This is a genomic window from Streptomyces sp. SLBN-8D4, from assembly GCF_049739545.1.
GTDB lineage: Bacteria > Actinomycetota > Actinomycetes > Streptomycetales > Streptomycetaceae > Streptomyces > Streptomyces canus_C.
On the sequence record NZ_JBMGQC010000001.1, the window covers coordinates 625,847 to 646,345 of the forward strand.

Here is a 20,499-nt window from a genome sequence, read left to right on the forward strand (position 1 = left end):
GGCGTCGGGTCCGCCCACGGGCCACCTCAGGCAGCGAATCCGATCGCCGTCACGAACTCGTACTCTCCCCACTGGCTGCCGAGATCGACCACGACGTCGTTGACCCATGCCTCGTCGAGCGCGGCGTCGTCGCCCGCGGCCCATGCCTGTACGACGCGGTCCCAGTGACGGACGTTCAGGGTGCGGTACTCGACGGCCCGTTGGCGGGTGCGGGGCACCTGGCTCTGGTTGAGCGGGTGGAACTCGACCCGCGTGCCGCGGCCTTCACGGGTCAGACGTACGAGCAGATAGCGCGCCACGTTCTGCCGGCGCACGGTGCGGTACGCGCTCTCGATCTTCTCCGCCCACCGTCGAGGCGCTGACGTCCAGGACCTTCGCGAGCTGGGTGCGCGAGACGTTCAGTTCCTCGCGCAGGGCGCGCCGTTCCTCGACCGGTGGCAGCGGGACCTCCTGCTTCGCCTCGGCGAGCAGCGCGTCGATCGCGTCGAAGTCGGTCATCGCACTCCCCCGTCCGGAGCGGCCGCGGGGCGTCCCACACGGCCGGGGACGCGGCGCCGCTGGGCGGGCAGTGTCTCGGTGGCCCGGGTGGGGCCGGCCAGGAGGTCCAGCGGATCGATGCCGTAGTGCGCGGCGACCGCGTCGCAGTCGGCCAGGCTCCAGGCGGCGGTGCCGGACTGACGGCGGCTCACCTGCGCCTGGCTCACCCCCAGCGCGCAGGCCAGTTCCGTCTGCGACTCACCGGTCGCGTACAGGAGGGCGGCCACCGCCGACCGCACCCGCTCGTCGAGCGTCATCCGCATGGCGTGGAACCTACCACTCCGGGCGCACCATGTATGCGTGACACGCATAGAGGACAGTGCGCGTACGCGCCTGGTCTGTGTACGTACACACAAAAGGCGCTCAGCCAGCACCTCTTTAACCATGTGGAAATGCGTCCGACTCATGTATTTACAACCCCGACATCGACTCCTACTGTGAGCGTTCCCAGAGTTCATCCACATGGCCATGTCAGACAAGGAGGTCGGGATGACCGTCACAGGTCCGCGCCGTCTCGCGAGGGCCGCCATGCTCCTGGCGGCACTCGCCCTGCCCGCATCCCTGCTCACCACGTCCACCAGCGCCTCCGCCGCCGGGACGCTCACCATGCGCGGCGCCGATGTGTCGACCGCCCAGCGCGCCCTCGACCTCGGTGCCAAGTACTACGACGCGAGCGGCACCGCCAAGGACCCGCTGGACATCCTCAAGGGCCTCGGCGTCAACTACGTCCGCCTGCGGGTGTGGAACAACCCCGCCAGCGGCTACAACAACAAGGCCAAGGTGCTGTCGTACGCGAAGCAGGTGAAGGCCAAGGGGCTGAAGCTGCTGGTCGACTTCCACTACTCGGACACCTGGGCAGACCCGGGCAACCAGAACAAGCCCGCGGCATGGGCCGGCCACACCATCGGCCAGTTGCAGACCGACGTCTACAACTACACGTACGACGTCTGCAACGGCCTCAAGTCGCAGGGCACCACCCCGGACAGCGTGCAGATCGGCAACGAGATCAACGTCGGCATGCTGTGGAACGAGGGCAAGGTCGTCAACAACGACTTCACCAACCTGAGTCTGCTGCTCAAGTCGGGCTACAACGCGACCAAGGCGTGCAACAGCGGCACCCAGGTGATCATCCACACCGCCGACGCCGACAGTGACGCCAACGCCCGCTGGTTCTACGACGGCATCAAGGCCAAGGGCGTCAACTGGGACATCACCGGGCTCTCCTACTACTGCCCGTGGCACGGCACGATCGCCAACATGGGCAGTGTCGTGGCCGACATGAAGTCCCGGTACGGCAAGGACGTCGTCATCGCCGAGACGGCCTACCCGTTCACCTCGGCCAACGCGGACGGCACGGCCAACTCCATCACGACGGGCTGCTCGGGCTACCCGCTCAGCTGGCAGGGCCAGGCGGACAACTTCACCGCCGTGCAGAACGCGGCCCGCAGCAACGGCGCGATCGGGGTCTTCTACTGGGAGCCCACCTGGTACGCCGTGACCGGCAACGGCTGGAACCCGGCCGACATCAACAACAGCGGCAACGGCTGGGACAACATGGCCGTCTTCAACTGGACCGGCAATGTGAACCCGAACATCAAGTGGACCCCGTAGGGGACGACTTCGCACCGGAGCGGCACCGTCCTCGGACGGTGCCGTTCGTCGTTCCCCCGGCTTCCCCGAGCGAGGCCTCGACAATCACCCCCCGCCATGGATGCAGCGCGGGGGGTCACATTACTCTTGCGTAGCGCCTGACCGAGGGAAGGAAGTCATGGGGGTTCAACTGGACAGCGGATCGGCGGCCGACCACGAGTCGCTGGAGTCGATGAGCCTCGAACCGCTCATGACCCGGGACTACGAACGGGACCCGGCGATCGTGTACGAGCGGCTGCGCCAGGCACACGGGCCGGTCGCGCCGGTCGACCTGCTGGGAGTGCCCGTCTGGCTCGTGCTGGGCTACGAGGAGGCCTACGAGGTCCTCCGTGACGACCACGCCTGGCCCAAGGGGCTCGAGAACTGGCGGGCGCGGCGCGAGGGTCGGCTGCCCGAGGACTGGCCGCTCGCGCCCTCGCTGGACGTCAACCATGTGCTGATCCAGGGCGGTGAGGGCTACCGGGGGCTGAAGGTGGCCTGGGACACCGCCCTGCGGCCCTTCCAGGACCCCCGGCACCCGGTGGCCAAGCGGCTCAAGGCGCAGATCACCCGGGACGCCGACGAACTGATCTCCCTGTTCACCCAGGGCGGCCGTACCGGATGGGCGGATCTGTCCGCGCAGTTCTCGCGGCCGCTGCCGCTCATGGTCGCCAGTCATCTGCTCGGCTTCCCCGGCTCACAGCACGACGACGCGCTGATGGACATGTGGCGGGTGCTGGACGCCGGTCCGGACGCGGGACCCGCCCTGGAGCGGCTGCTGGCCACGCTGTCGGAACTCGGCGCGTGGAAGATGAAGGAGCCCGGCGACGACTTCCCCTCGTATCTGCTCGCCTCCCATCCCGGCCTGAGCGTCGAGGAGTTGTCGCGCGAGCTGATGATGCTGCTCGGGATGACCTCCGACCATGTCGGCATCCTGATCTCCAACACGGTCGTCGAGGTCATCACCGGGAACCTCCCCGCCAGCGCCAGTCTGTCGGCGGGCCTGATCAGGGAGACCATGAACCGGGTGGTGATGCAGAAGCCGCCGCTGATCAACTTCGTGCCGCGGTTCCCGCTGAAGGACATGCGCCTCGGCAACTACACCGTCGCGGCGGGCGATCCGGTGTGGGTGTCGGTCGGAGCCGCGCACGCGGATCCCGCCTTCGCGGGGAAGGTCTGCCCCGAGTCGACCATCAGCACGCGGGCCCATCTGTCCTGGGGGGCCGGCCCACGGCAGTGCCCGGCCCGGGAACTGGCCGGGGGCGCGGCGGCGATCGGTGTGAGCAGGCTCTTCGAGCGGCTGTCGGGGCTGGAGTTGTCACTGCCGGTCGACCAGCTTCCGTGGCGCTCCTCGCCGTTCATGCGCGGTCTGCGGTCGCTCCCGGTGCGGTACACGGTCTCGGGCACGCCGGCCCAGCCGGTGCCCCCTCCCCCGCCCCTGCCCGCCGCGGCCGGTTCCGCCCCGGCCGACGAGGCCGCCGGACGGCCGCGCTCGTCGCTGTGGCGTTATCTGGCCGGGCTGGTGCGCGGGCGCTGACGGCCCCTGAGACACCGGAGCGGGCCACGAACTCGGACGAGTTCGTGGCCCGCTCCGTGCGTCCGGGCAGTTCCAGCAGTTGCTCGACAAGGTGGACGAGCTGGGCCTGGCGGACGCATCGCTCGGTCGACGGCAGCGCGACCAGGGCCTGCCCCGTCCACCCGTCCGGAGCCGCAGCACAGGGGCCGGCAACTCCGGACGTGTCCGACTTCCTGGAAGGGATCCCACGACCACCGGCCCGGAGGGTTCCGGTCAGCCGACCGGAGGCGTGCGGATCGCGGCGATGTCGAACTGCAGGCGTACCTTCTCGCTGACCATGGCACCGCCCTCGGCGAGCCGGGTGCTGTAGGTCAGGCCCCACTCGGAGCGGTTGATGGTGGTGGTGCCGTCGAAGCCGGCCCGCTGGTAGCCGAACGGGTCGGTGACATGGCCTATGTAGGTGAGTTCAAGGACCACGGGGCGGGTTGTCGCCTTGATGGTGAGGTCGCCGGTCATCCGGTACACGTCCGGGCCGACCACGTCCACGGCGGTGCTGACGAACCGCATGCGCGGGTAGGTCGCGGCGTCCAGGAAGTCCCGTCCCACGAGATGGCCGTCGCGCTGTTCCACGCCGGTGTCGACGCTGCCGGTGGAGATGATGATCTCCGCTTGCGAACGGGACGGGTCGCGGCCGTCGAAGTAGAGGCGGCTCCGGTACTCCAGGAACGCCCCGCGCACGGTGGTCACCATGGCATGGCGTACGGAGAAGCCGATCCTGCTGTGCGCGGGGTCGATGGCCCACTCCCCGGTCAGGGCCGCCAGTCCGGGGTCGGGGAGGACGGCTGTGGCAGTGCCCGACGACCCGGTGGGGGGCTGGGAATCGTCGGCGGTTTCCGCTCGGTCCGTGCGGCGGAACATGGTGCCACGGTTGAACAAGTTCATACATCACCTAATTACTGCACGGGCGTTGTTGCCGCAAGCCGTGCTCCGCTGTCGACGAAATATCCACGTGTTCGCCACACGGTTCCCGGAAAAGTGAGAGGGAAACCCCTAGTCGGCTCCGACAAGGGAGCGCACTTCGAAGTCCTCGTATGTCTCCTTTGCTTCCGGAATGCTGAGTATCGACCCCAGCCAGCCGAGGAGGAAGCCGGCCGGGATGGAGACGATTCCGGGATTCTGCAAGGGAAACCAGGCGAAATCGGCATCCGGGTAGAGCGAGGCGGGAGCGGAGGAGACGACCGGCGAGAGGACGACGAGAAGGACCGAGGTGACCAGGCCGCCGCAGAGGCTGAGGAGAGCGCCCTGCGCGGTGAACCGCCGCCAGAAGAGGGTGTAGACGAGGGTCGGCAGGATGGCGGACGCGGCGATGGCGAAGGCGAGGAAGGCCAGGGTCGCGGAGTTGGCGCCCCAGGAGACCAGGGCGAGCAGCATGCCGAGGATGCCGATGACGGCCGCCGCGAGCCGGGCCACGGCGAGTTCTTCCGTCTCCGTGGCGCGGCCCTTGCGGATCACCTCGCCGTAGAGGTCGTGGGCGAGCGAGGAGGCGGCGGCCAGAGTGAGGCCGGCGGCGACCGCGAGGAGGGTGACGAAGGCGAGGCAGGACAGCAGGGCGGTCAGGACGGCGCCGCCCAGGTCGTGTGCCAGCAGCAGGACGGCCGCGTTCCCCGTGCGGTCGTTGTCCGCGATGATGTCGCTGCCCAGGACGGCGGTGGCGCCGAGGCCGAGGACGCCGGCCGCCAGACAGACGAGGCTGACCAGGCCCATGGCCCACACCACCGAGGTGCGCAGGACGTCGACCGACTTCGGGGCGAGCAGGCGCATCATCACGTGCGGGAGGGCGGCGAGGCCGAGCACGATGGCCAACTGGAGGCTCAGGAAGTCCAGTTTGCTGGTGACGCTGCCTCCGTAACGCAGCCCGGGCTCCAGGAACCGCGCACCCTGTCCGCTGTTGTCCGCGGCGGCGGCGAGCAGGTTCTCGAGGTTCCAGTCGAAGCGCTGCAGCACCATGACCCCGGCCACGGTGACACCGCAGATGAGCATGACCGCCTTGACGACCTGGATGAAGGTGGCGCCGGGCATGCCTCCGATGGCGGCGTAGACGATGACGACGGTGCCGATGACGATGACGCACAGGGTGCGGGTGGCAGGGCTGGGTTCGCCGGTGAACTGGGTCAGCAGGGCGACGCTGCCGACGAGTTGGGCGACCAGGTAGAGGGTGGTGACGGCCAGCGTGCACAGGGCCAGGGCGACGCGGACCGGCCGCTGCAGGCGCGACAGGCGTGTCGCCAGGGTGTCACCGAGGGTGAACTTGCCGGTGTTGCGCAGAGGTTCGGCGATCAGCAGCAGGACCATCATCCAGGCGACCGCGGTGCCGCACAGGTAGAGCAGCCCGTCGTAGCCGGTCAGGGCGACCAGTCCGGTGCTGCCCAGGAGGGTCGCGGCCGACACGTAGTCGCCGCACATCGCCAGTCCGTTGCGCAGCGGGGACATGGCCCGGTTGCCGAGGTAGAACTCGCCGATCTCGTCGCGTTGGGGCGCGGTCAGCAACGCGGTGAACAGGGTCACGACGACCACGGAAAGGAAGAGCACGAGCGTCAGCTGGAGGCTGAGGCGGTCCACGACGGAGGCACCGAGCGTCACCATGAGCGGAACTCCTCCTCGCGGGGGGCCGTGCGCGTCTCGAAGGCGGCACGTTCGCGAGCCGCGCTCTCGTGGTGGCGGACCAGGCCCCGCAGCCCGCGGACCACCGGGGTGACCTGGGTGCGCATGTGCACGAGGTAGCGCCACACGATCACGCCCATCAGCAGGAACTGCCCGAGCCCCAGCGCCAGTCCGAGCGTGAGATGCCCGCTCACGGAGGTGTTCATCAGGCCGGGGGCGAAGCTGGACAGCAGGACGTACAGCAGGAACCCGCCGACGGCGACAGCCGTGGCCCGGACACCGAAACGCCGGTGGCTTCGGCGCAGCGACTGATACGCGGGCCGGCGGGACACCGAGTGCGGGTCCGCCGGTTCGGGGCCCGCTTCGTAGGGGCTCGGCGACCCGCCGAGCCCCATGGAGTGCCGTGACACATGCACCTTCTTTGCTGCCGCGCCGGTCGTCGCCTCAAAGGCACGCCGGAGTCATGCTCAGTGCGGATTTGTGGGGGATCAGTGAATGCGGAATTCACGTGAAGGGAATTGCGCGCTTGGCAACAAGCCTGTAGGGCGGTCGGCCTGGGGGGCGGGGGAGGTGGCGACGAGTCCAGGACCGGGATTGTCGCAGCGCCCCCGTTGAACTATCAACCGGCCGGTCGACCCGAATCGAAGAACTGACTCATTCATGTGCTTGGATTCATGCGCCCGGCATCCGACAGCCTGCGAAAAGGCCGACCTCCGGAATAGGTCTGCACCTTCGCCGAGGCCAGGTTGTCTCAAATGCAGCGCACAGGGGGCGCCCTCCGTCGGCAGGGGCCCTTGTCACGGACGGACTAAGGCCGGCCTCCCGGGACTCACCTCGCGCAAACAGACCGGCGTTGGGCTCGGCCCGCGCCGGAGGCGCTGCCATATTCGAAGGCCACTTCGGAGGTGGCTGTGACACTAGAGGTGACGACGACACGTCCGCCCGACCGCACCGCCGACCGCGTCCTCGCGCTCGAAGCCCGCCGGGCGCAGGCCGTGGCCGGGAACAGGCCGAGAAGACGCGGCAAGTTCGGCGCCCGGGAGCGGATCGACCTGCTGCTGGATTCCGGCTCGTTCACCGAGACCGGTCTGTTCGTACGAGCCCGGCCGACCGGGGACAACGCCCACCGCCCCTACGGGGACGGTGTGATCACCGGCTACGGCACGGTCGACGGGCGTCCCGTCTGCGTGTTCTCCCAGGACTCCACGGTCTTCGGCGGCAGCATGGGCGAGGCCTTCGGCGAGAAGGCCGTGGCCCTGATGGACCTCGCCCTCAGGACCGGCTGCCCGGTCATCGGGCTCAACGACGGAGGCGGCGCCCGCATCCAGGAGGGCGTCGTCTCGCTGGCCCTCTACGCCGAGCTGGTGCGCCGCAACGTCCAGGCGTCCGGGGTGATCCCGCAGATCTCCGTCGTCCTCGGCCCGTGTGCCGGCGGGGCCGCCTACTCCCCCGCCATCACGGACTTCACCGTGATGGTGGACGGCGCCTCGCACATGTTCGTCACCGGGCCCGACGTCATCGAGGCGGTCACCGGGGAGCGCACCAGCGCCGAGGAGCTGGGCGGCGCCCGCACCAGCAACTCCCTCAACGGCAACGCCCACTTCCTCGCCGCAGACGAGACCGAGGCCCTGGACACCGTACGGGAGCTGCTGTCGTACCTGCCCGTCAACAACCTGGAGCGGCCGCCGCAGTACGCCCCGCTGCCGCCCCCTGACGACGTGGCGCTCGACGAGATCGTGCCGGACCGGCTCGGGCAGGCCTACGACATGCGGGACATCCTGCGGGCGGTCGTCGACGACGGTGAACTCCTGGAGGTGCAGGAGCTGTTCGCGCCGAACATCATCTGCGCGCTGGCCCTCGTCGAGGGCACCTCCGTCGGTGTCGTCGCCAACCAGCCGCTGCACGCGGCCGGGGTCCTGGACATCGACGCCTCCGAGAAGGCCGCGCGGTTCGTGCGGTTCTGCGACGCGTTCGGCTTACCGCTGCTGACCTTCGCCGACGTGCCGGGCTATCTCTCCGGGGTCCGGCAGGAGCAGGCCGGGATCATCCGGCGCGGCGCCAAGCTGCTGTACGCGTACGCCGAGGCGACCGTGCCGAAGGTGACGGTGGTGGTGCGCAAGGCGTACGGCGGCGGATACGCGGTGATGGGCTCCAAGCACCTGGGCGCCGACATCAACCTCGCCTGGCCCACCGCGCGGATCGCGGTGATGGGTGCCGAGGGCGCGGTGGGCGTCCTGCACCGGCGTGAACTGGCCGCCGCCGACGACCCCGAGGCGTTGCGGGCCCGTCTCGTGGACGCCTACGAGAGCACCCACGGGACGCCCTATCTCGCCGCGGAGCGCGGCTACGTCGACGCCGTCATCGCCCCGCGCGACACCCGTGCCCACATCTGCCGTGCCCTGCGCGCGCTGCGCGGCAAGCGCGCCCCGATGCCGGAACGCCGGCACGGCAACATCCCGCTCTGACCTGCCTCGCGAGGAGACCTGCCCGATGGACATCCGCCGTCCCCCGCTCGCCCCCGCGTTCCGGAGTCTGCCGGAGTACGTACGCCACTGGGCCGGGGCCACCCCGGAGCGCCGTGCGTTCACCTTCGTCGACCATCCCGCGCCGCACTCGCGCGGTGTGCACCGCACCCTGACCTGGCGCCGGCTGGACGTGCGCGTACGGGCGGTGGCCGCCCGGCTCGCCGAGGAGGCCGAGCCCGGGGCCCGGGTCGCGGTGCTGTGCCCCCAGGGGCTGGAGTACGTCACCGGGTTCCTCGGAGCGCTCGCGGCCGGAATGGTAGCCGTACCGATGTACCCGCCCGGCCTGCCCGGGCACGGCGACCGGCTGGCGGCCGTGCTGGCCGACGCACAACCGGCGGTGATCCTGACAGCAGGTCAGGTCCTGGACCAGGTACGGGACTTGTGCGGCGACTCGTCCGCTCGGGTCGTCGCCGTGGACCAGGTGCCCGACGCCGCAGCGGAGGAACTGCCGCCTCCCGGCGGTGAGATCGCCTACCTCCAGTACACCTCCGGGTCGACCCGCACCCCGGCGGGTGTGGAGATCGGGCACGCCAACGTCGTCGCCAACGCCCGCCAGGCGCTGGGCGCCTACGGTGCCGACGTCCATCCGGCGACCTGCGTGGGCTGGCTGCCGCTCTACCACGACATGGGCCTCGTCCTCAGTGTCGCCGCTCCGGTGGTGCGCGGTCTGCTGTCGGTGCTCATGGACCCGGTCGCCTTCCTGCACGAACCCGCGCGCTGGCTGCGGCTGTTGTCCGCCCATCCGCGGGCGCTGAGCGCGGCGCCCAACTTCGCCTACGACTACTGCGCCTCGACGGTGACCGAGGAGCAGAAGGCGGATCTGCGGCTGGACGGGGTCATGGCGCTGATCAACGGCAGCGAGCCGGTCCGTCCCACCACGGCCGACAGGTTCCAGGCCGCCTTCGCCGGCCAGGGGCTCGGGGCCACGACGCACTGTCCGTCGTACGGGCTCGCCGAAGCGACCGTGTTCGTCAGCGCCGCCCGGCCCGGGAAGCCGGTGCGCCGGTTCGCCCTCGACCGGGACGCGCTCGCCGAAGGAAAGGCGCTGCCCGCACGGCCCGACGACCCCCGGGCCGTGCTGCTGGCGGGTTGCGGTACTCCGGTGGGGCAGGAAGTCCTCGTCGTCGATCCGGTCTCCGGCGTCCGGCTGTCCGAGGGCGAGGTCGGCGAGATCCAGGTGCGGGGTCCCAACGTGGGCCGCGGCTACTGGAACCAGGACGAGCAGTCCCGCCGCGTCTTCGGCACCGACGGACGGCTGCGCACGGGTGACCTGGGCACGATCCTGGAAGGGCAGTTGATCGTCACCGGCCGGCTGAAGGACCTCATCGTCGTCGACGGTCGCAACCACTATCCGCAGGACCTGGAGGCCACCGTCCAGGACGCGCATCCGGCGGTACGGCGCGACCGGCTCGCCGCGTTCGGTGTGACGGGCACCTCCGGTGAGCGGGTGGTCGTGGTGGCCGAGCACGCGCGGACCACGAGCCTCGCCGAGATCGACGTACCGGCGTTGGTACGGGCCGTGCGTGCGGCCGTGTCCGGGCGGCACGGGCTGCGGCTCGCCGATGTGCTCCTCGTCCCGCCGGGCACGGTGCCGCGGACGTCCAGCGGCAAGGTGTCGCGGGCACTGACACGTGAGCGGTATCTGGCGGGTGCCTACGCGGCGGGCGGCGCCGCGTGAGGGCCGTGGACGCGGGCGCGGTGCTCAGGCTGGTCGCGGAGCGCGTCGCCGGGTGGACCGGCACGGCCATCGAGGACGTGCCCATGGACCGTCCGCTGGCGGACCTCGGCATGTCCTCGCGGGACGCGGTCGTGCTGGCCGGGGACCTCTCCCGGCTGACGGGACGGGAGCTGCCGCCGACGTTGCTGTGGGAGGCGCCCACCGGGGAGGCTCTGGCGGCGCACCTGTGCCGTATGCCGGCGCAGAGCGCGCCACCGGAGCCCGCCCCGTCGGCTCCCCCGTCGGAGCCCGTCGCCGTCATAGGGGTGGGCTGCCGACTCCCCGGCGGGGTCCACGGCCCGGCGGACTACTGGCGGCTGCTGACCGAGGGCGTCGACGCGATCAGACGGGTCCCCGAGGACCGCTGGCGCGACTTCACCCCCTTCCCGCCCGAGGACGCGCCCCGGTACGGCGGCTATCTCGACGACATCGCCGGGTTCGACGCGGACTTCTTCCGGATCACCCCGCGCGAGGCGGCCGTGATGGACCCGCAGCAGCGGATCCTCCTGGAGGTCGTCCACGAGGCCCTCGTCCACGCCGCTGTCCCCGCCGCATCCCTCGCGGGCACCGCGACCGGTGTCTTCGTCGGGGTCTCCGCCCCGGAGTACGGCTCGCTCACCGGCGCCGACCCGGCGACCGTCGACCCCTGGGCCCCGGCGGGCGGTGCGCTGAGCGTGACCGCGGGCCGGCTGGCGTACGTGCTGGACACCCGTGGTCCGAGCATGGCCGTGGACACCGCCTGCTCCTCCTCACTGGTCGCGGTGCACCACGCCTGCGTGAGCCTGCGCACCGGCGAGAGCGACACGGCGATCGCCGCGGGCGTCAACCTGCTGCTCTCCCCCGTCGTCACCATGGCGTTCCGGCGGGCGGGCGCCCTCGCCCCGGACGGGCGGTGCAAGCCGTTCTCGCCGGACGCGAACGGCATAGGACGCGGTGAGGGCTGCGCGGCCGTGATCCTGAAGCGGCTGTCCGACGCCGAGCGGGACGGCGACCGCGTGCTCGCCGTCATCCGCGCCACGGCCGTCAACTCCGACGGCCGCTCCAACGGCCTCCTCGCCCCCAACCCGGCCGCCCAGCAAGCCCTTTTGACCACCGTGTACGCGCGGGCCGGACTCACCCCCGCCCACGTCGACTACGTCGAGGCGCACGGCACCGGCACCCCGCTCGGCGACCCGATCGAGGCGGGCGCGCTGGGCGCGGTGCTGGGCGTGGACCGCGACCCCGACCAGCCGCTGCTGCTCGGCTCCGTGAAGTCGAACCTGGGGCACCTGGAGTCCGCCGCGGGCGTCGCCGGGCTGGTGAAGACCGTGCTCGCCCTGCACCACGACGTCATCCCGCCGTCCCTGCACTGCGCCGAGGGCAGCGCCCTGGACGACGTACGACTGCGGGTCGTCACCGAGGGCGAGCCCTGGCCGCGCTACGGCGGTACGGCCGTCGCGGGCGTCTCCGGTTTCGGGTTCGGCGGCACCAACGCCCACGCCGTAGTGGAGGAATGGCGGCCCGGCGTCCTGCCCGCGCGCCCGGCCGAGGAACCCGGCGCCCGGCTGCATCTCCTGTCCGACGTGGACGAGGAGCGACTGCGGGACACCGCGGCCCGGCTCGCCGACTGGCTCAGGACAGCCACCGCGCACCCCGCCGACGTGGCCCGCACCCTGGCCGGACGGACGGACCGCGGAGGAGTGCGCGCGGGCGTGGTCGCAGGGGACCGGGACGAACTCGCCGACGGACTGGACGCGTTGGCGCAGGGGCGCCCGCACGGCCGGGTCGTGACCGGTGAGCGTGATCTCGTGGGGCCGGGACCGGTGTGGGTCTTCTCCGGGTACGGCAGCCAGTGGGCCGGGATGGGACGCCGGTTGCTGGCCGAGGAGCCCGCCTTCGCCGCCGCCGTGGAGAAGATCGACGCGGAGTGCGGGCTGTCCCTGTACGACCGTCTCGCCTCCGGGAGTGAGCCGGACCGGCTGGAGGTGGCCCAGCCCGTCCTGTTCGGACTCCAGGTGGCACTCGCCGAGTTGTGGCGTTCCTACGGCGTCGAACCCGCCGCCGTCATCGGCCACTCCCTGGGCGAGGTGGCCGCCGCGGTGTGCGCGGGCGCCCTGGACGTGGCGGAGGGCGCCCGGATCGTCGCCGAACGGGCCCGGCTGCTCAGCCGGCTGCGGGGCGGGGCGATGGCGGTCGTCGACCTCGACGACGGTGAACTCGACGCCCTGGGACGGGACTTCCCCGGTGTGCAGGTCGCCGTCCACTCCTCGCCGGGGCAGAAGGTCGTCACCGGCGAGGAACCGGCGGTGGCGCGGCTCGTGCGGTGGCTGGAGGAACAGGGGCGGGCGGCCCGGTCGATGCGGGTGGTCGGGGCCGGGCACTCGCCCCAGGTCGAGCCGCTGCTGGCCGAGTTGACCGAGTCCCTGGCCGACGTCGGCGGCAGAGCACCTCGTGTGCCCGTCTACTCCACCGTCCTGGACGACCCGCGCGGCGAGAGTGTCTTCGACTCCGCTCACTGGGCCGCGAACCTGCGGCGGCCCGTACGGCTGGACCGGGCCGTCGCCTCGGCCGCGGCCGACGGCCACCGGGCCTTCGTCGAGATCTCCCCCCACCCGGTCCTCGCCCGGGCCATCACCGACAACGTGCCCGGCGCCCTCGCGATCGGCACACTGCGGCGGGACGCCGACGGATGCGCCGACTTCCTCACCCAGGTGGGGGCCCTGTACTGCGCGGGCGAGCGGCTGCCGCTGCCGTCCGGGCGGGTCGTCGACCTGCCCGCGCCGCGCTGGAAGCATGTGCGGTACTGGTGGACGGACAGACGGACAGCGGCGCCCACGGAGGTGCCGCGCCAAGAAGTTCACGCCGAGCGGGACACCTCCGTCGCCGCCCGCCTGTGCCATCACATCGCCACCGTGACCGGCCATCCCGCCGGCCGGGTCACCCCCGCCACCGCGCTGGCCGACCTCGGGCTCGATTCGCTGATGGCCGTCCGTGTCCGCACCGCCCTGGAGCGCGAGTTCGCCGTCGAGCTGCCGCTGCGCGACCTGCTCGGCGCCACCACGGTCCAGGAGGTGGCCGACCGTCTCCGGACCGGCCCGGTACGCCCGCTGCGCACCACCGGCAGCCGTCCCCCGCTCTTCCTCGTGCACGCCGCCGGCGGAACGACCGACGTCTACCGGGCACTTGCCGAACGTCTGGGCGACGAGCGGCCCGTGTACGGCCTCGAACGCCTCGACGACGCGCCGACGGTCACCGAGAAGGCGCGCCGCTACGCCGAGGCCGTCGCAGCCGTCCACCCCGACGGGCCGTGTCTGCTGGGCGGTTGGTCGTTCGGCGGCTTCGTCGCCCAGGAGACCGCCCGGCACCTCACCGCCGCGGGACGGGAGGTGGAGCTCGTGATCCTCATCGACTCCGTACGGCCCCTCCCCCAGCCGGACCGCACTCCGGCCGACCGGCTCCGCGCCCACTTCGAGGGCTTCGCCCGCCACGTCCGCGACGTCTACGGGGTCCCGCTGGAGCTGCCGTACGACGCCCTGGTCGCGATGGACGACGACGGCGAGCGCATCGACACCGTGCTGGAGATCCTGCGCGCGTCCGCCGACATACCAGCCGCCGCCCTGGAGCACCAGCGCTCCTCCTACCTGGACCTGAGGATCGGCGAGGCGCACCGGCCGGGCCGTCACGACGGGCGGGTGGTTCTGTACCGGGCCACCGAGCCCGCTCCGCACACCGTGCACGACCCCGCCTACGAACGCGACGACCGGACGCTGGGCTGGGACGAGGTGTGCCCGCGCCTGACCGTCGTACCGGTCGCGGGACACCATCTGTCGCTGCTCGACCCGCCGCACGTCGACGAGATCGCCGCCCACCTGGGCCGGGAACTCGCCGCAGGGACCCACTGAACGTGATCCGAGGAGAGCCGCCATGCACCGTCGCACCACCGGAGTGTCCCGACGTACCGTCACCAAGGCCGCGGCCGGTGCCGGTCTGGCCGTCCTGTTCGGCGCCCGGACCGCCTCCGCGCTCGGGTCACGCACCCTCGACGTGTCCGTGCCCTCCGCCGCGCTGGGCCGCAGCGCCCCGGTGCGGCTGATCCTGCCGTCGGGGTTCGACGCGGAGCCCAGCCGCACCTACCCCGTCCTGTACCTGCTGCACGGCGCCCACGACGACTACACGTCCTGGACGCGCGAGACGGACATCGAGGCCTTCACCGAGGGCCGGAACCTGATCGTGGCGATGCCCGACGCGGGGCCGACCGGCATTCCCACCGCCTGGCGCGGCGGCCCCGACTACGAGGCCTTCCAGCTGAAGGAGGTTCCGGCCCTGCTCGCCCGCGACTACCGGGCCTCCGGCGTACGGGTCGTCGCCGGGGTGTCCACCGGCGGTTACGGCGCCATGGCGCACGCGGCACGGCACCCGGGCACGTTCACCGCCGCCGCCTCCTACAGCGGGATCCTCGACACCATGGCACCCGGTGTGCCCACCCTCGTGGACGCCATCGTGGCCCGCGAGAACCTGGTGCCGACCTCGCTGTGGGGCAATCCCTTCCTGAACCTGCTCACCTGGCGCGACTTCAACCCGCGGGACCGCGCGGCGGGGCTGCGCGGCACCGCCCTGTACGTGTCCAGCGGCAGCGGGCTGGCGGGGGGCACGGGCGACTGGCTCCCCGAGGCCCTGGAGAGCGCCCTGTGGCCCTCCGCCCACAGCTTCACCGACACGCTCGCGCTGCTGCGCGTCCCGGTCACCACGCACTTCTACGCGGGAGGAGGGCACAGCTGGGCCTACTGGAAGCAGGAGTTCACCGCGTCGTGGCCAATGCTTGCGCGGGGGCTGGGGGTGCCGCAGTGATGTCGGTACCGTCGGGGCACGGAACGCAACGCAGGGGACGTCCGTCCAACACAGGACTTACCCCTCGGCCCACGGGCACCGGCCCGCGGGTGAGCCGCTTCCGGGTGAAAGGAGGGCCCCCGTTGGCCACCCCCTTCCCGCACGGTGGTCCGGAGAACCTCGGCACCGCCCAAGTGCCGCCCGACCTCGCCGAAGTGCTCCGTTCCCAGCTGGAGGAAGTCGCCGACGAAGTCGAGGAGGAGGTCCGCCGACAGGTCCCCGAGTACGCGCGCCCGGCCGACGGAACCTACCGCGAACACCTCAGAGCCGGTGTGGTGCAGGCGCTGACCCTGTTCGTCGACCATATCGCCGACCCGCGCGGCCGCGGGGACGCGATCGCCGCGACGTACTACGAACTCGGGCGCGGCGAGGCCCTGGAGGGGCGCAGTCTGGACGCTCTGCAGTCCGCACTGCGGGTCGGGGGGCTGCACGCCTGGCGGCTGATGGGCCGTACGGCGGAGGAGCTCGGCCTGGACTCCGCGGTGATCACGACGCTGGGCGAGCTCGCCTTCCGTACCGTGCACGAGGTCGCGGAGGCGGCGGCGGCCGGGTACTCCGAGGCCCGCTCGCAGAACACGGACGAGCTGGAACGGCGGCGCAGACGCCTGCTGGACCTGCTGCTCGGGGACGGGCAGGTCGCGCCGGCCGCCGTGCAGGACCTGGCGCACGGCGCGCGGTGGTCGGTGCCGAGGCAGGTCGCGGTCGTCGCGCTCGCGGCCACCCCGGACCAGCGGGAGGAGGACCGGCCGCTGGCGGCCGCGGGGGCGCTGGTGGACATGGAGTCGCGGCCGCCGCGGATGCTGATACCCGATCCGGACGGCTCCGGGCGTTTCGGCGGACGGGCGTTCAGCCTGGCGCTGCGCGGGCGGCCGGCCGCGATCGGGCCGACGGTGCCTCTCGACGAGGCCGCCCGGTCACTGCGCTGGGCCACCCGGGCACTGGGGCTGATGGGCCGTGGGATCCTCCCGCGGCAGGGGGTCGTACGCTGCGCGGACCACCTGTCGACCCTGCTGCTGCACAGCGACGAGCCGATGCTCGACCAGCTGCGGGCGCGGGCCCTCGCGCCGCTCGAGACGGTGTCGGAGGGTCAGCGCGAGCGGCTCGCCGAGACGCTGCTGGCGTGGCTGCTCAGCGGCAGCAACGTGCCCGACGTCGCCGCCCGGCTCCATGTCCATCCGCAGACGGTGCGATATCGGCTGCGTCAGCTGGAGAAGGTCTTCGGTGACGCCCTGCACGATCCCGCATCCCGCCTTGATCTCATTCTGGCACTCACCAACGTACAAAAGAACGAGGAATTCCTGAATTCCCGTCTATAACACCGGCAATGGTCCAGCGAATACGTTCGGGACATCCTTTCCACAGGCGTTTCACACGCCCCACCCGCAAAGGATCCCCCCATGCGCATTCGCTTGTACCTCGCCGCGCTCTCGCTGGTCGGCGGGGCCGGTGTGGCCACCCTCTCGGCGCCACCGGCAGCCGCCGCGGCCTGCTCGGACATCGACGTCGTCGCCGCTCGCGGCACGTTCGAGCCGGGCACCCTCGGCCTCATCGTCGGCGACCCGGTGTACTCCGCCCTGCAGAAGAAAATCACGGGCCGGAGTCTGACCAGCTACAAGGTGAACTACCCCGCGGACCTCTCCCTCACGTCGGCCGCCCAGGGCAACGCCGATCTGGTGAACCACGTGAACAGCCAGGCTGCCGCCTGTCCGAATCAGCGTTTCATTCTGGTCGGCTATTCGCAGGGCGCGAACGTCGTCGACAACTCCATCGGTATCAGCAGCGCGGGTGCGGTGGTCGGCAGCCCCATCGTGGCGACCATTCCGGCGGCGCTGGAGTCGCGGGTGGCCGCGGTGCTGCTGTTCGGCAACCCGATCCGGGCGATCGGCAAGAGCGTCACCGGCACGTACCAGAGCCGCACCATCGACTTCTGCGCCAAGGGTGACCCGGTGTGCGAGGCGGGCGGCAACGACACGCCGGCGCACCTCAGTTACACGGCGAACGCCGACGCGGCGGCGACCTTCGCCGCCGGCAAGGTCTGACCGGATCCACGGCAGAGGGCAGGGCCCGGGGGGAACTCCTCCCGGGCCCTTCGCTCTTGTGGGGGCTATCGAGGTGTGCGGGCGAAGTCGGTGAGGGCGGTGGACACCGGCTCGGGCCGGCCGTTGTTCTGCACCGGAGCCGCCGTCAGCACGTCAAGGTGCTGGTACCCGTCCGCGACCACGGGGTGCAGGTCGGCGGGGACACGGCCGGCGAGCAGTCCGTCGCCCGCGAGGACCGTCAGCGTCGGGTTGGCGGTGAGCCCGTCCGGGTGCACGACGAGCCGCTTCACCTGGGGGGAGCCGGCCAGTTCGAGGTCGGTGACGAGTTTGGTCGGGAAGTACTGCTCGGTGAAGTCCAGTGGCTGTGCGGCCATGCTGCGGGCCAGCTCCTGGATGTCGGTGACCTCCTTGCCCGCGGCGGTGAACGGCGTCCCGTCCGAGGACCGGTACCCGGGGTCGTCCGGATCGCCGACCCGGTCGTAGTTCCGCCAGGTGTAGAGCGGGCCGTGGGGCACGGCCGGGATGGCCTTGTACTCGGTGCCGAAGAGACCCGGCTGCGACGAACTCCCGTTGGCCGCGGGGAAGTTCTTGTCGGTGATCGGCCCGCCGTCGAAGAAGCCCACGCTGCTCTGGAGGAAGGCGAGCGGTACGGACTGGTCGTCCATCAGCGAGCCGAGGACCGCCTGGTTGGTGAGCCGGAAGTCCTTCACCGCGGGTGAGCCGGTGAGGAAGGTGGCGGTGTCCTTGGAGAACAGGAAGCGGTTGGTTGCCTCGATGTTGGTGTTGGCGGGCAGATAGCCCGGCAGGTCGGCCTCGCCGGCCGGATCCTGCAGGGCGCCCACGCCCGCGATGGCGAGCAGGGTCATCGTCTCGGGGTTGAGCAGGACGGGCGCGGACAGCGAGCGCGGGAGCACTCCGCTGTCGAGTCCGGCCTGCACGACGCCGTAACCGAGGCCCACGCCGGGCAGGTTGGAGTCGTCCGGGATGCTGCCGCTCAGGTCGCCGAGCGAGGTGGAGACGGTGGTGTCGAGGGCGAACCAGCCGGCGCACTGGTTGTGTCCGGCGTCGGCGGTGGTGGCGGGGTCGCCGTCGAAGTCGGCGGCGGCGAAGTAGCCGGTGACGACACCGCCGAGCGAGTGGCCGCCGCACAGCACCTTGTCCTTGCGCACGCGCTGGTCGGGCAACTCGGCCGCAAGGAGGTCGTATTCGTCCCGGACGGTCTGCTCGATGCCGAGCTTCGCCATCCAGCCGAGCTTGTCGTTGCCGACGAACCCGGCGAATGTGCGCCCCTCGACCTTCTTGCCGCGGTAGTAGTAGTCGACGGCGGTGTGCTGGTCGCCGGAGGCGATTCCGGTGCGGTCCTCCAGGCAGTTGGAGCGGCGGTCCAGGGCCCAGAACTCGATGTGCCGGTCCTGCTCGGCGGCGCGCGTCACGGTGTTGCGGGCGACGCTGTCGAAGGCTCCGGCGCCCTCCAAGATGCCCGGCTGGGCGACCAGGACCCGGTCGGCGTCGGCCGACGCGGCGGGACCCGACGAGGAGCGGTAGCGCAGGTACGACAGCCAGTCGCATGCCGCGGGCCGGGCGCCGAAGGACGCCGGCAGGGGGGCTTTCACCCGCACCACGCTCTCGGTGACGCCGGCGCTCGTGGCAACGGCCGTCTCGGTTCTCGCGCTGTCTCCCTGGGCGTCGGGGGACGACACGGTGAGCGCCCCGGTGGTGAGCAGCACCGCCAGCGCGGCGGTGCGCCCTCTGCTTCCTGTGCTGCGACTCGTGTTCATGCTGGGACCGTAGGGCGGCGCGGGCCACGCCCTGCGGGGTTGCTCACAAGAACGCAGGGCTCGGTGGGCGCTTTGTCACCAGCCGCAGATCACCCGCCGCTGAGCGGACGTCAGCCGTCGCGCAGGGTGCGGCGCGGTGAGCGGTCGTAGGCGTGCCGGTACAGGGTGGCGAAGCGGCCCGGGTGGTAGAAGCCCCAGCGGGCGGCGATGTCGGTGACCGTGCTGCCGTCCTCGGGGTCGGCCGCCGCCAGCTCGTCGTGGGCGTGGGACAGGCGGACCTGGCGCAGGTACGCGAGCGGGGTGCTGTCCAGGTGCCGGCGGAAGGCGTACTGGAGCGCGCGGACGCTGATGTGGGCCGCCTCCGCGATCTGGGCGACGGTGAGGGGCCGGTCGGCGTGGTCGTCGATGTAGGCGAGAGCGCGGCGCAGGGCGGCGGGGTGGGCGTCCTGGCGGTCGGGACCGGTGGGGGCGGTGGACGCGGTGTTGGGGAAGGCGGCCAGGACGGCCGCGGCCAGGTGCTGGGCGGCCGTGGAGGCCACCAGCGGCTGGTCGGCGACGGCGGCGTCCGCCAGGACGTGGTCCTGCACATAGCGGATGGTCGTCCGCAGCCGGTCCCCCGCGGCGGGGCTCAGCGGCCGGTGCCCGGTGAGCCGGACCGGTTCGGGGCGCCGGGTGTCCGCGGTCGCCGCGACCTGGGTGAGCAGGTCGGGGTCCAGCATGGTGATGTTGTAGCGGGCCGCGTGGACACGGCCCGCGTAGGACAGCTCGGGCGGCGCGAAGGACACCACGTCACCGGGGCCGAAGGAGTCCGAGACGCCTTGGTAGACGTGGTCCTCGATGGTGCCCTCGTGGACCAGGCACAGGCAGATCCGGCCCAACGGGGTGACGGCGTAGCTCATGTCGAAGTCCAGGTCGAGCTCGTCGACGCTGACCGAGTCGATGGCGCTGCGGTGGATCCGCGTCCGGCTGCTGTCCGGGGTGCCGTTGCCGATGCGCATCTTCGCGTAGGCGTGACTGAGGAACTCCTCGGTCCGGTCCAGATCGTCGCTGTCGAACGTCAGCGTCTCCATCGCGCCATGGCCTCCGATTCTCTGCTCGTCATTCGCACATACCCTCGAATGTCGCGATGCTGCGGCTCGCGTTTCGTTTTCTGTCCTGCCAGGTCACGAGGTGTGCGTCCGCCGGCTCGTCAGTGACGGCAAGTGGCGGGCAGGCTGGACGGACGGCGTCC

Annotated in this window: 15 protein-coding genes and 1 pseudogene; 8 read left to right on the forward strand and 8 right to left on the reverse strand. The window is 71.5% G+C overall.

All coding sequences use genetic code 11. The annotated features are described in order from the left end of the window. Positions 1-26 precede the first annotated feature (26 nt). The 3 genes and pseudogenes from RKD20_RS02795 to RKD20_RS02805 all read right to left on the reverse strand — a co-directional run. Positions 27-350 (reverse strand): annotated as a pseudogene (locus tag RKD20_RS02795) (transcriptional regulator); the annotation flags it as partial. Continuing rightward, on the reverse strand, positions 265-498 hold the full coding sequence (locus tag RKD20_RS02800; protein ID WP_424876215.1) for a hypothetical protein: 234 nt from the start codon (positions 496-498) through the stop codon (positions 265-267). The pseudogene RKD20_RS02795 and the gene RKD20_RS02800, both read right to left, overlap by 86 nt. Further along, complete coding sequence (locus RKD20_RS02805) at positions 495-800, reverse strand: helix-turn-helix domain-containing protein (RefSeq protein ID WP_020120160.1); 306 nt, start codon at positions 798-800, stop codon at positions 495-497. The genes RKD20_RS02800 and RKD20_RS02805 overlap by 4 nt, the downstream gene beginning before the upstream one ends. A 226-nt stretch (positions 801-1,026) precedes the next feature. Between RKD20_RS02805 and RKD20_RS02810 the strand changes: the two genes are divergently transcribed. Continuing rightward, positions 1,027-2,148, forward strand: coding sequence for a glycoside hydrolase family 53 protein (locus RKD20_RS02810; protein ID WP_424876216.1), 1,122 nt, complete (start codon positions 1,027-1,029; stop codon positions 2,146-2,148). A 157-nt stretch (positions 2,149-2,305) separates the two neighbouring features. Next, positions 2,306-3,703: a cytochrome gene (locus tag RKD20_RS02815; protein ID WP_424876217.1), complete on the forward strand. Its 1,398-nt coding sequence runs from the start codon at positions 2,306-2,308 to the stop codon at positions 3,701-3,703. Between the two features lie 252 nt (positions 3,704-3,955). Here RKD20_RS02815 and RKD20_RS02820 read toward each other — a convergent pair whose 3' ends face one another. From RKD20_RS02820 to RKD20_RS02830, 3 genes are all read right to left on the reverse strand, one after another. Then, positions 3,956-4,624 (reverse strand): YceI family protein, encoded by a 669-nt coding sequence (locus tag RKD20_RS02820; protein WP_424876218.1) that lies wholly within the window; start codon positions 4,622-4,624, stop codon positions 3,956-3,958. Between the two features lie 108 nt (positions 4,625-4,732). After that, a complete protein-coding gene (locus tag RKD20_RS02825; protein ID WP_424876219.1) occupies positions 4,733-6,325 on the reverse strand; it encodes a solute symporter family protein in 1,593 nt (530 codons plus the stop codon). Then, entirely contained in the window at positions 6,319-6,753 is a 435-nt protein-coding gene (locus RKD20_RS02830; RefSeq protein WP_424876220.1) for a DUF485 domain-containing protein, read from the reverse strand. The genes RKD20_RS02825 and RKD20_RS02830 overlap by 7 nt, the downstream gene beginning before the upstream one ends. Before the next feature lie 513 nt (positions 6,754-7,266). Here RKD20_RS02830 and RKD20_RS02835 point away from each other — a divergent pair. The 6 genes from RKD20_RS02835 to RKD20_RS02860 all read left to right on the forward strand — a co-directional run bounded on the left by RKD20_RS02835 (position 7,267) and on the right by RKD20_RS02860 (position 17,490). Further along, a complete protein-coding gene (locus tag RKD20_RS02835; protein WP_424876221.1) occupies positions 7,267-8,808 on the forward strand; it encodes an acyl-CoA carboxylase subunit beta in 1,542 nt (513 codons plus the stop codon). A gap of 25 nt (positions 8,809-8,833) precedes the next feature. Then, positions 8,834-10,546, forward strand: a complete 1,713-nt coding sequence (locus tag RKD20_RS02840) for a fatty acyl-AMP ligase (RefSeq protein ID WP_424876222.1) — start codon at positions 8,834-8,836, stop codon at positions 10,544-10,546. Then, a complete protein-coding gene (locus tag RKD20_RS02845) occupies positions 10,543-14,466 on the forward strand; it encodes a beta-ketoacyl synthase N-terminal-like domain-containing protein (protein ID WP_424876223.1) in 3,924 nt (1,307 codons plus the stop codon). Before RKD20_RS02840 ends, RKD20_RS02845 begins: the two co-directional genes overlap by 4 nt. A 22-nt stretch (positions 14,467-14,488) precedes the next feature. Continuing rightward, the gene (locus RKD20_RS02850) at positions 14,489-15,412 is read left to right on the forward strand and encodes an alpha/beta hydrolase (protein ID WP_424876224.1); all 924 of its coding nucleotides are present in this window, start codon (positions 14,489-14,491) and stop codon (positions 15,410-15,412) included. A 122-nt stretch (positions 15,413-15,534) separates the two neighbouring features. Beyond that, positions 15,535-16,767 (forward strand): PucR family transcriptional regulator, encoded by a 1,233-nt coding sequence (locus tag RKD20_RS02855; protein ID WP_424876225.1) that lies wholly within the window; start codon positions 15,535-15,537, stop codon positions 16,765-16,767. Between the two features lie 81 nt (positions 16,768-16,848). Beyond that, positions 16,849-17,490 carry a cutinase family protein gene (locus tag RKD20_RS02860; RefSeq protein ID WP_424876226.1) on the forward strand — a complete coding sequence of 214 codons (642 nt, stop codon included), beginning with the start codon at positions 16,849-16,851 and terminating at the stop codon, positions 17,488-17,490. 65 nt (positions 17,491-17,555) lie between these two features. Here RKD20_RS02860 and RKD20_RS02865 read toward each other — a convergent pair whose 3' ends face one another. After that, positions 17,556-19,268: a hypothetical protein gene (locus RKD20_RS02865; RefSeq protein ID WP_424876227.1), complete on the reverse strand. Its 1,713-nt coding sequence runs from the start codon at positions 19,266-19,268 to the stop codon at positions 17,556-17,558. 110 nt (positions 19,269-19,378) lie between these two features. Continuing rightward, positions 19,379-20,338, reverse strand: coding sequence for a helix-turn-helix transcriptional regulator (locus tag RKD20_RS02870; RefSeq protein ID WP_424876228.1), 960 nt, complete (start codon positions 20,336-20,338; stop codon positions 19,379-19,381). Between the last annotated feature and the right edge of the window lie 161 nt (positions 20,339-20,499).

What these genes read in the sequence shown, in the direction of transcription:
- RKD20_RS02800 (WP_424876215.1), bottom strand. Translation starts at nt 498, where the DNA reads ATGACCGACTTCGACGCGATCGACGCGCTGCTCGCCGAGGCGAAGCAG.
- RKD20_RS02815 (WP_424876217.1), top strand. Translation starts at nt 2,306, where the DNA reads ATGGGGGTTCAACTGGACAGCGGATCGGCGGCCGACCACGAGTCGCTG.
- RKD20_RS02865 (WP_424876227.1), bottom strand. Translation starts at nt 19,268, where the DNA reads ATGAACACGAGTCGCAGCACAGGAAGCAGAGGGCGCACCGCCGCGCTG.
- RKD20_RS02805 (WP_020120160.1), bottom strand. Translation starts at nt 800, where the DNA reads ATGCGGATGACGCTCGACGAGCGGGTGCGGTCGGCGGTGGCCGCCCTC.
- RKD20_RS02820 (WP_424876218.1), bottom strand. Translation starts at nt 4,624, where the DNA reads ATGAACTTGTTCAACCGTGGCACCATGTTCCGCCGCACGGACCGAGCG.
- RKD20_RS02810 (WP_424876216.1), top strand. Translation starts at nt 1,027, where the DNA reads ATGACCGTCACAGGTCCGCGCCGTCTCGCGAGGGCCGCCATGCTCCTG.
- RKD20_RS02840 (WP_424876222.1), top strand. Translation starts at nt 8,834, where the DNA reads ATGGACATCCGCCGTCCCCCGCTCGCCCCCGCGTTCCGGAGTCTGCCG.
- RKD20_RS02850 (WP_424876224.1), top strand. Translation starts at nt 14,489, where the DNA reads ATGCACCGTCGCACCACCGGAGTGTCCCGACGTACCGTCACCAAGGCC.
- RKD20_RS02825 (WP_424876219.1), bottom strand. Translation starts at nt 6,325, where the DNA reads ATGGTGACGCTCGGTGCCTCCGTCGTGGACCGCCTCAGCCTCCAGCTG.
- RKD20_RS02870 (WP_424876228.1), bottom strand. Translation starts at nt 20,338, where the DNA reads ATGGAGACGCTGACGTTCGACAGCGACGATCTGGACCGGACCGAGGAG.
- RKD20_RS02860 (WP_424876226.1), top strand. Translation starts at nt 16,849, where the DNA reads ATGCGCATTCGCTTGTACCTCGCCGCGCTCTCGCTGGTCGGCGGGGCC.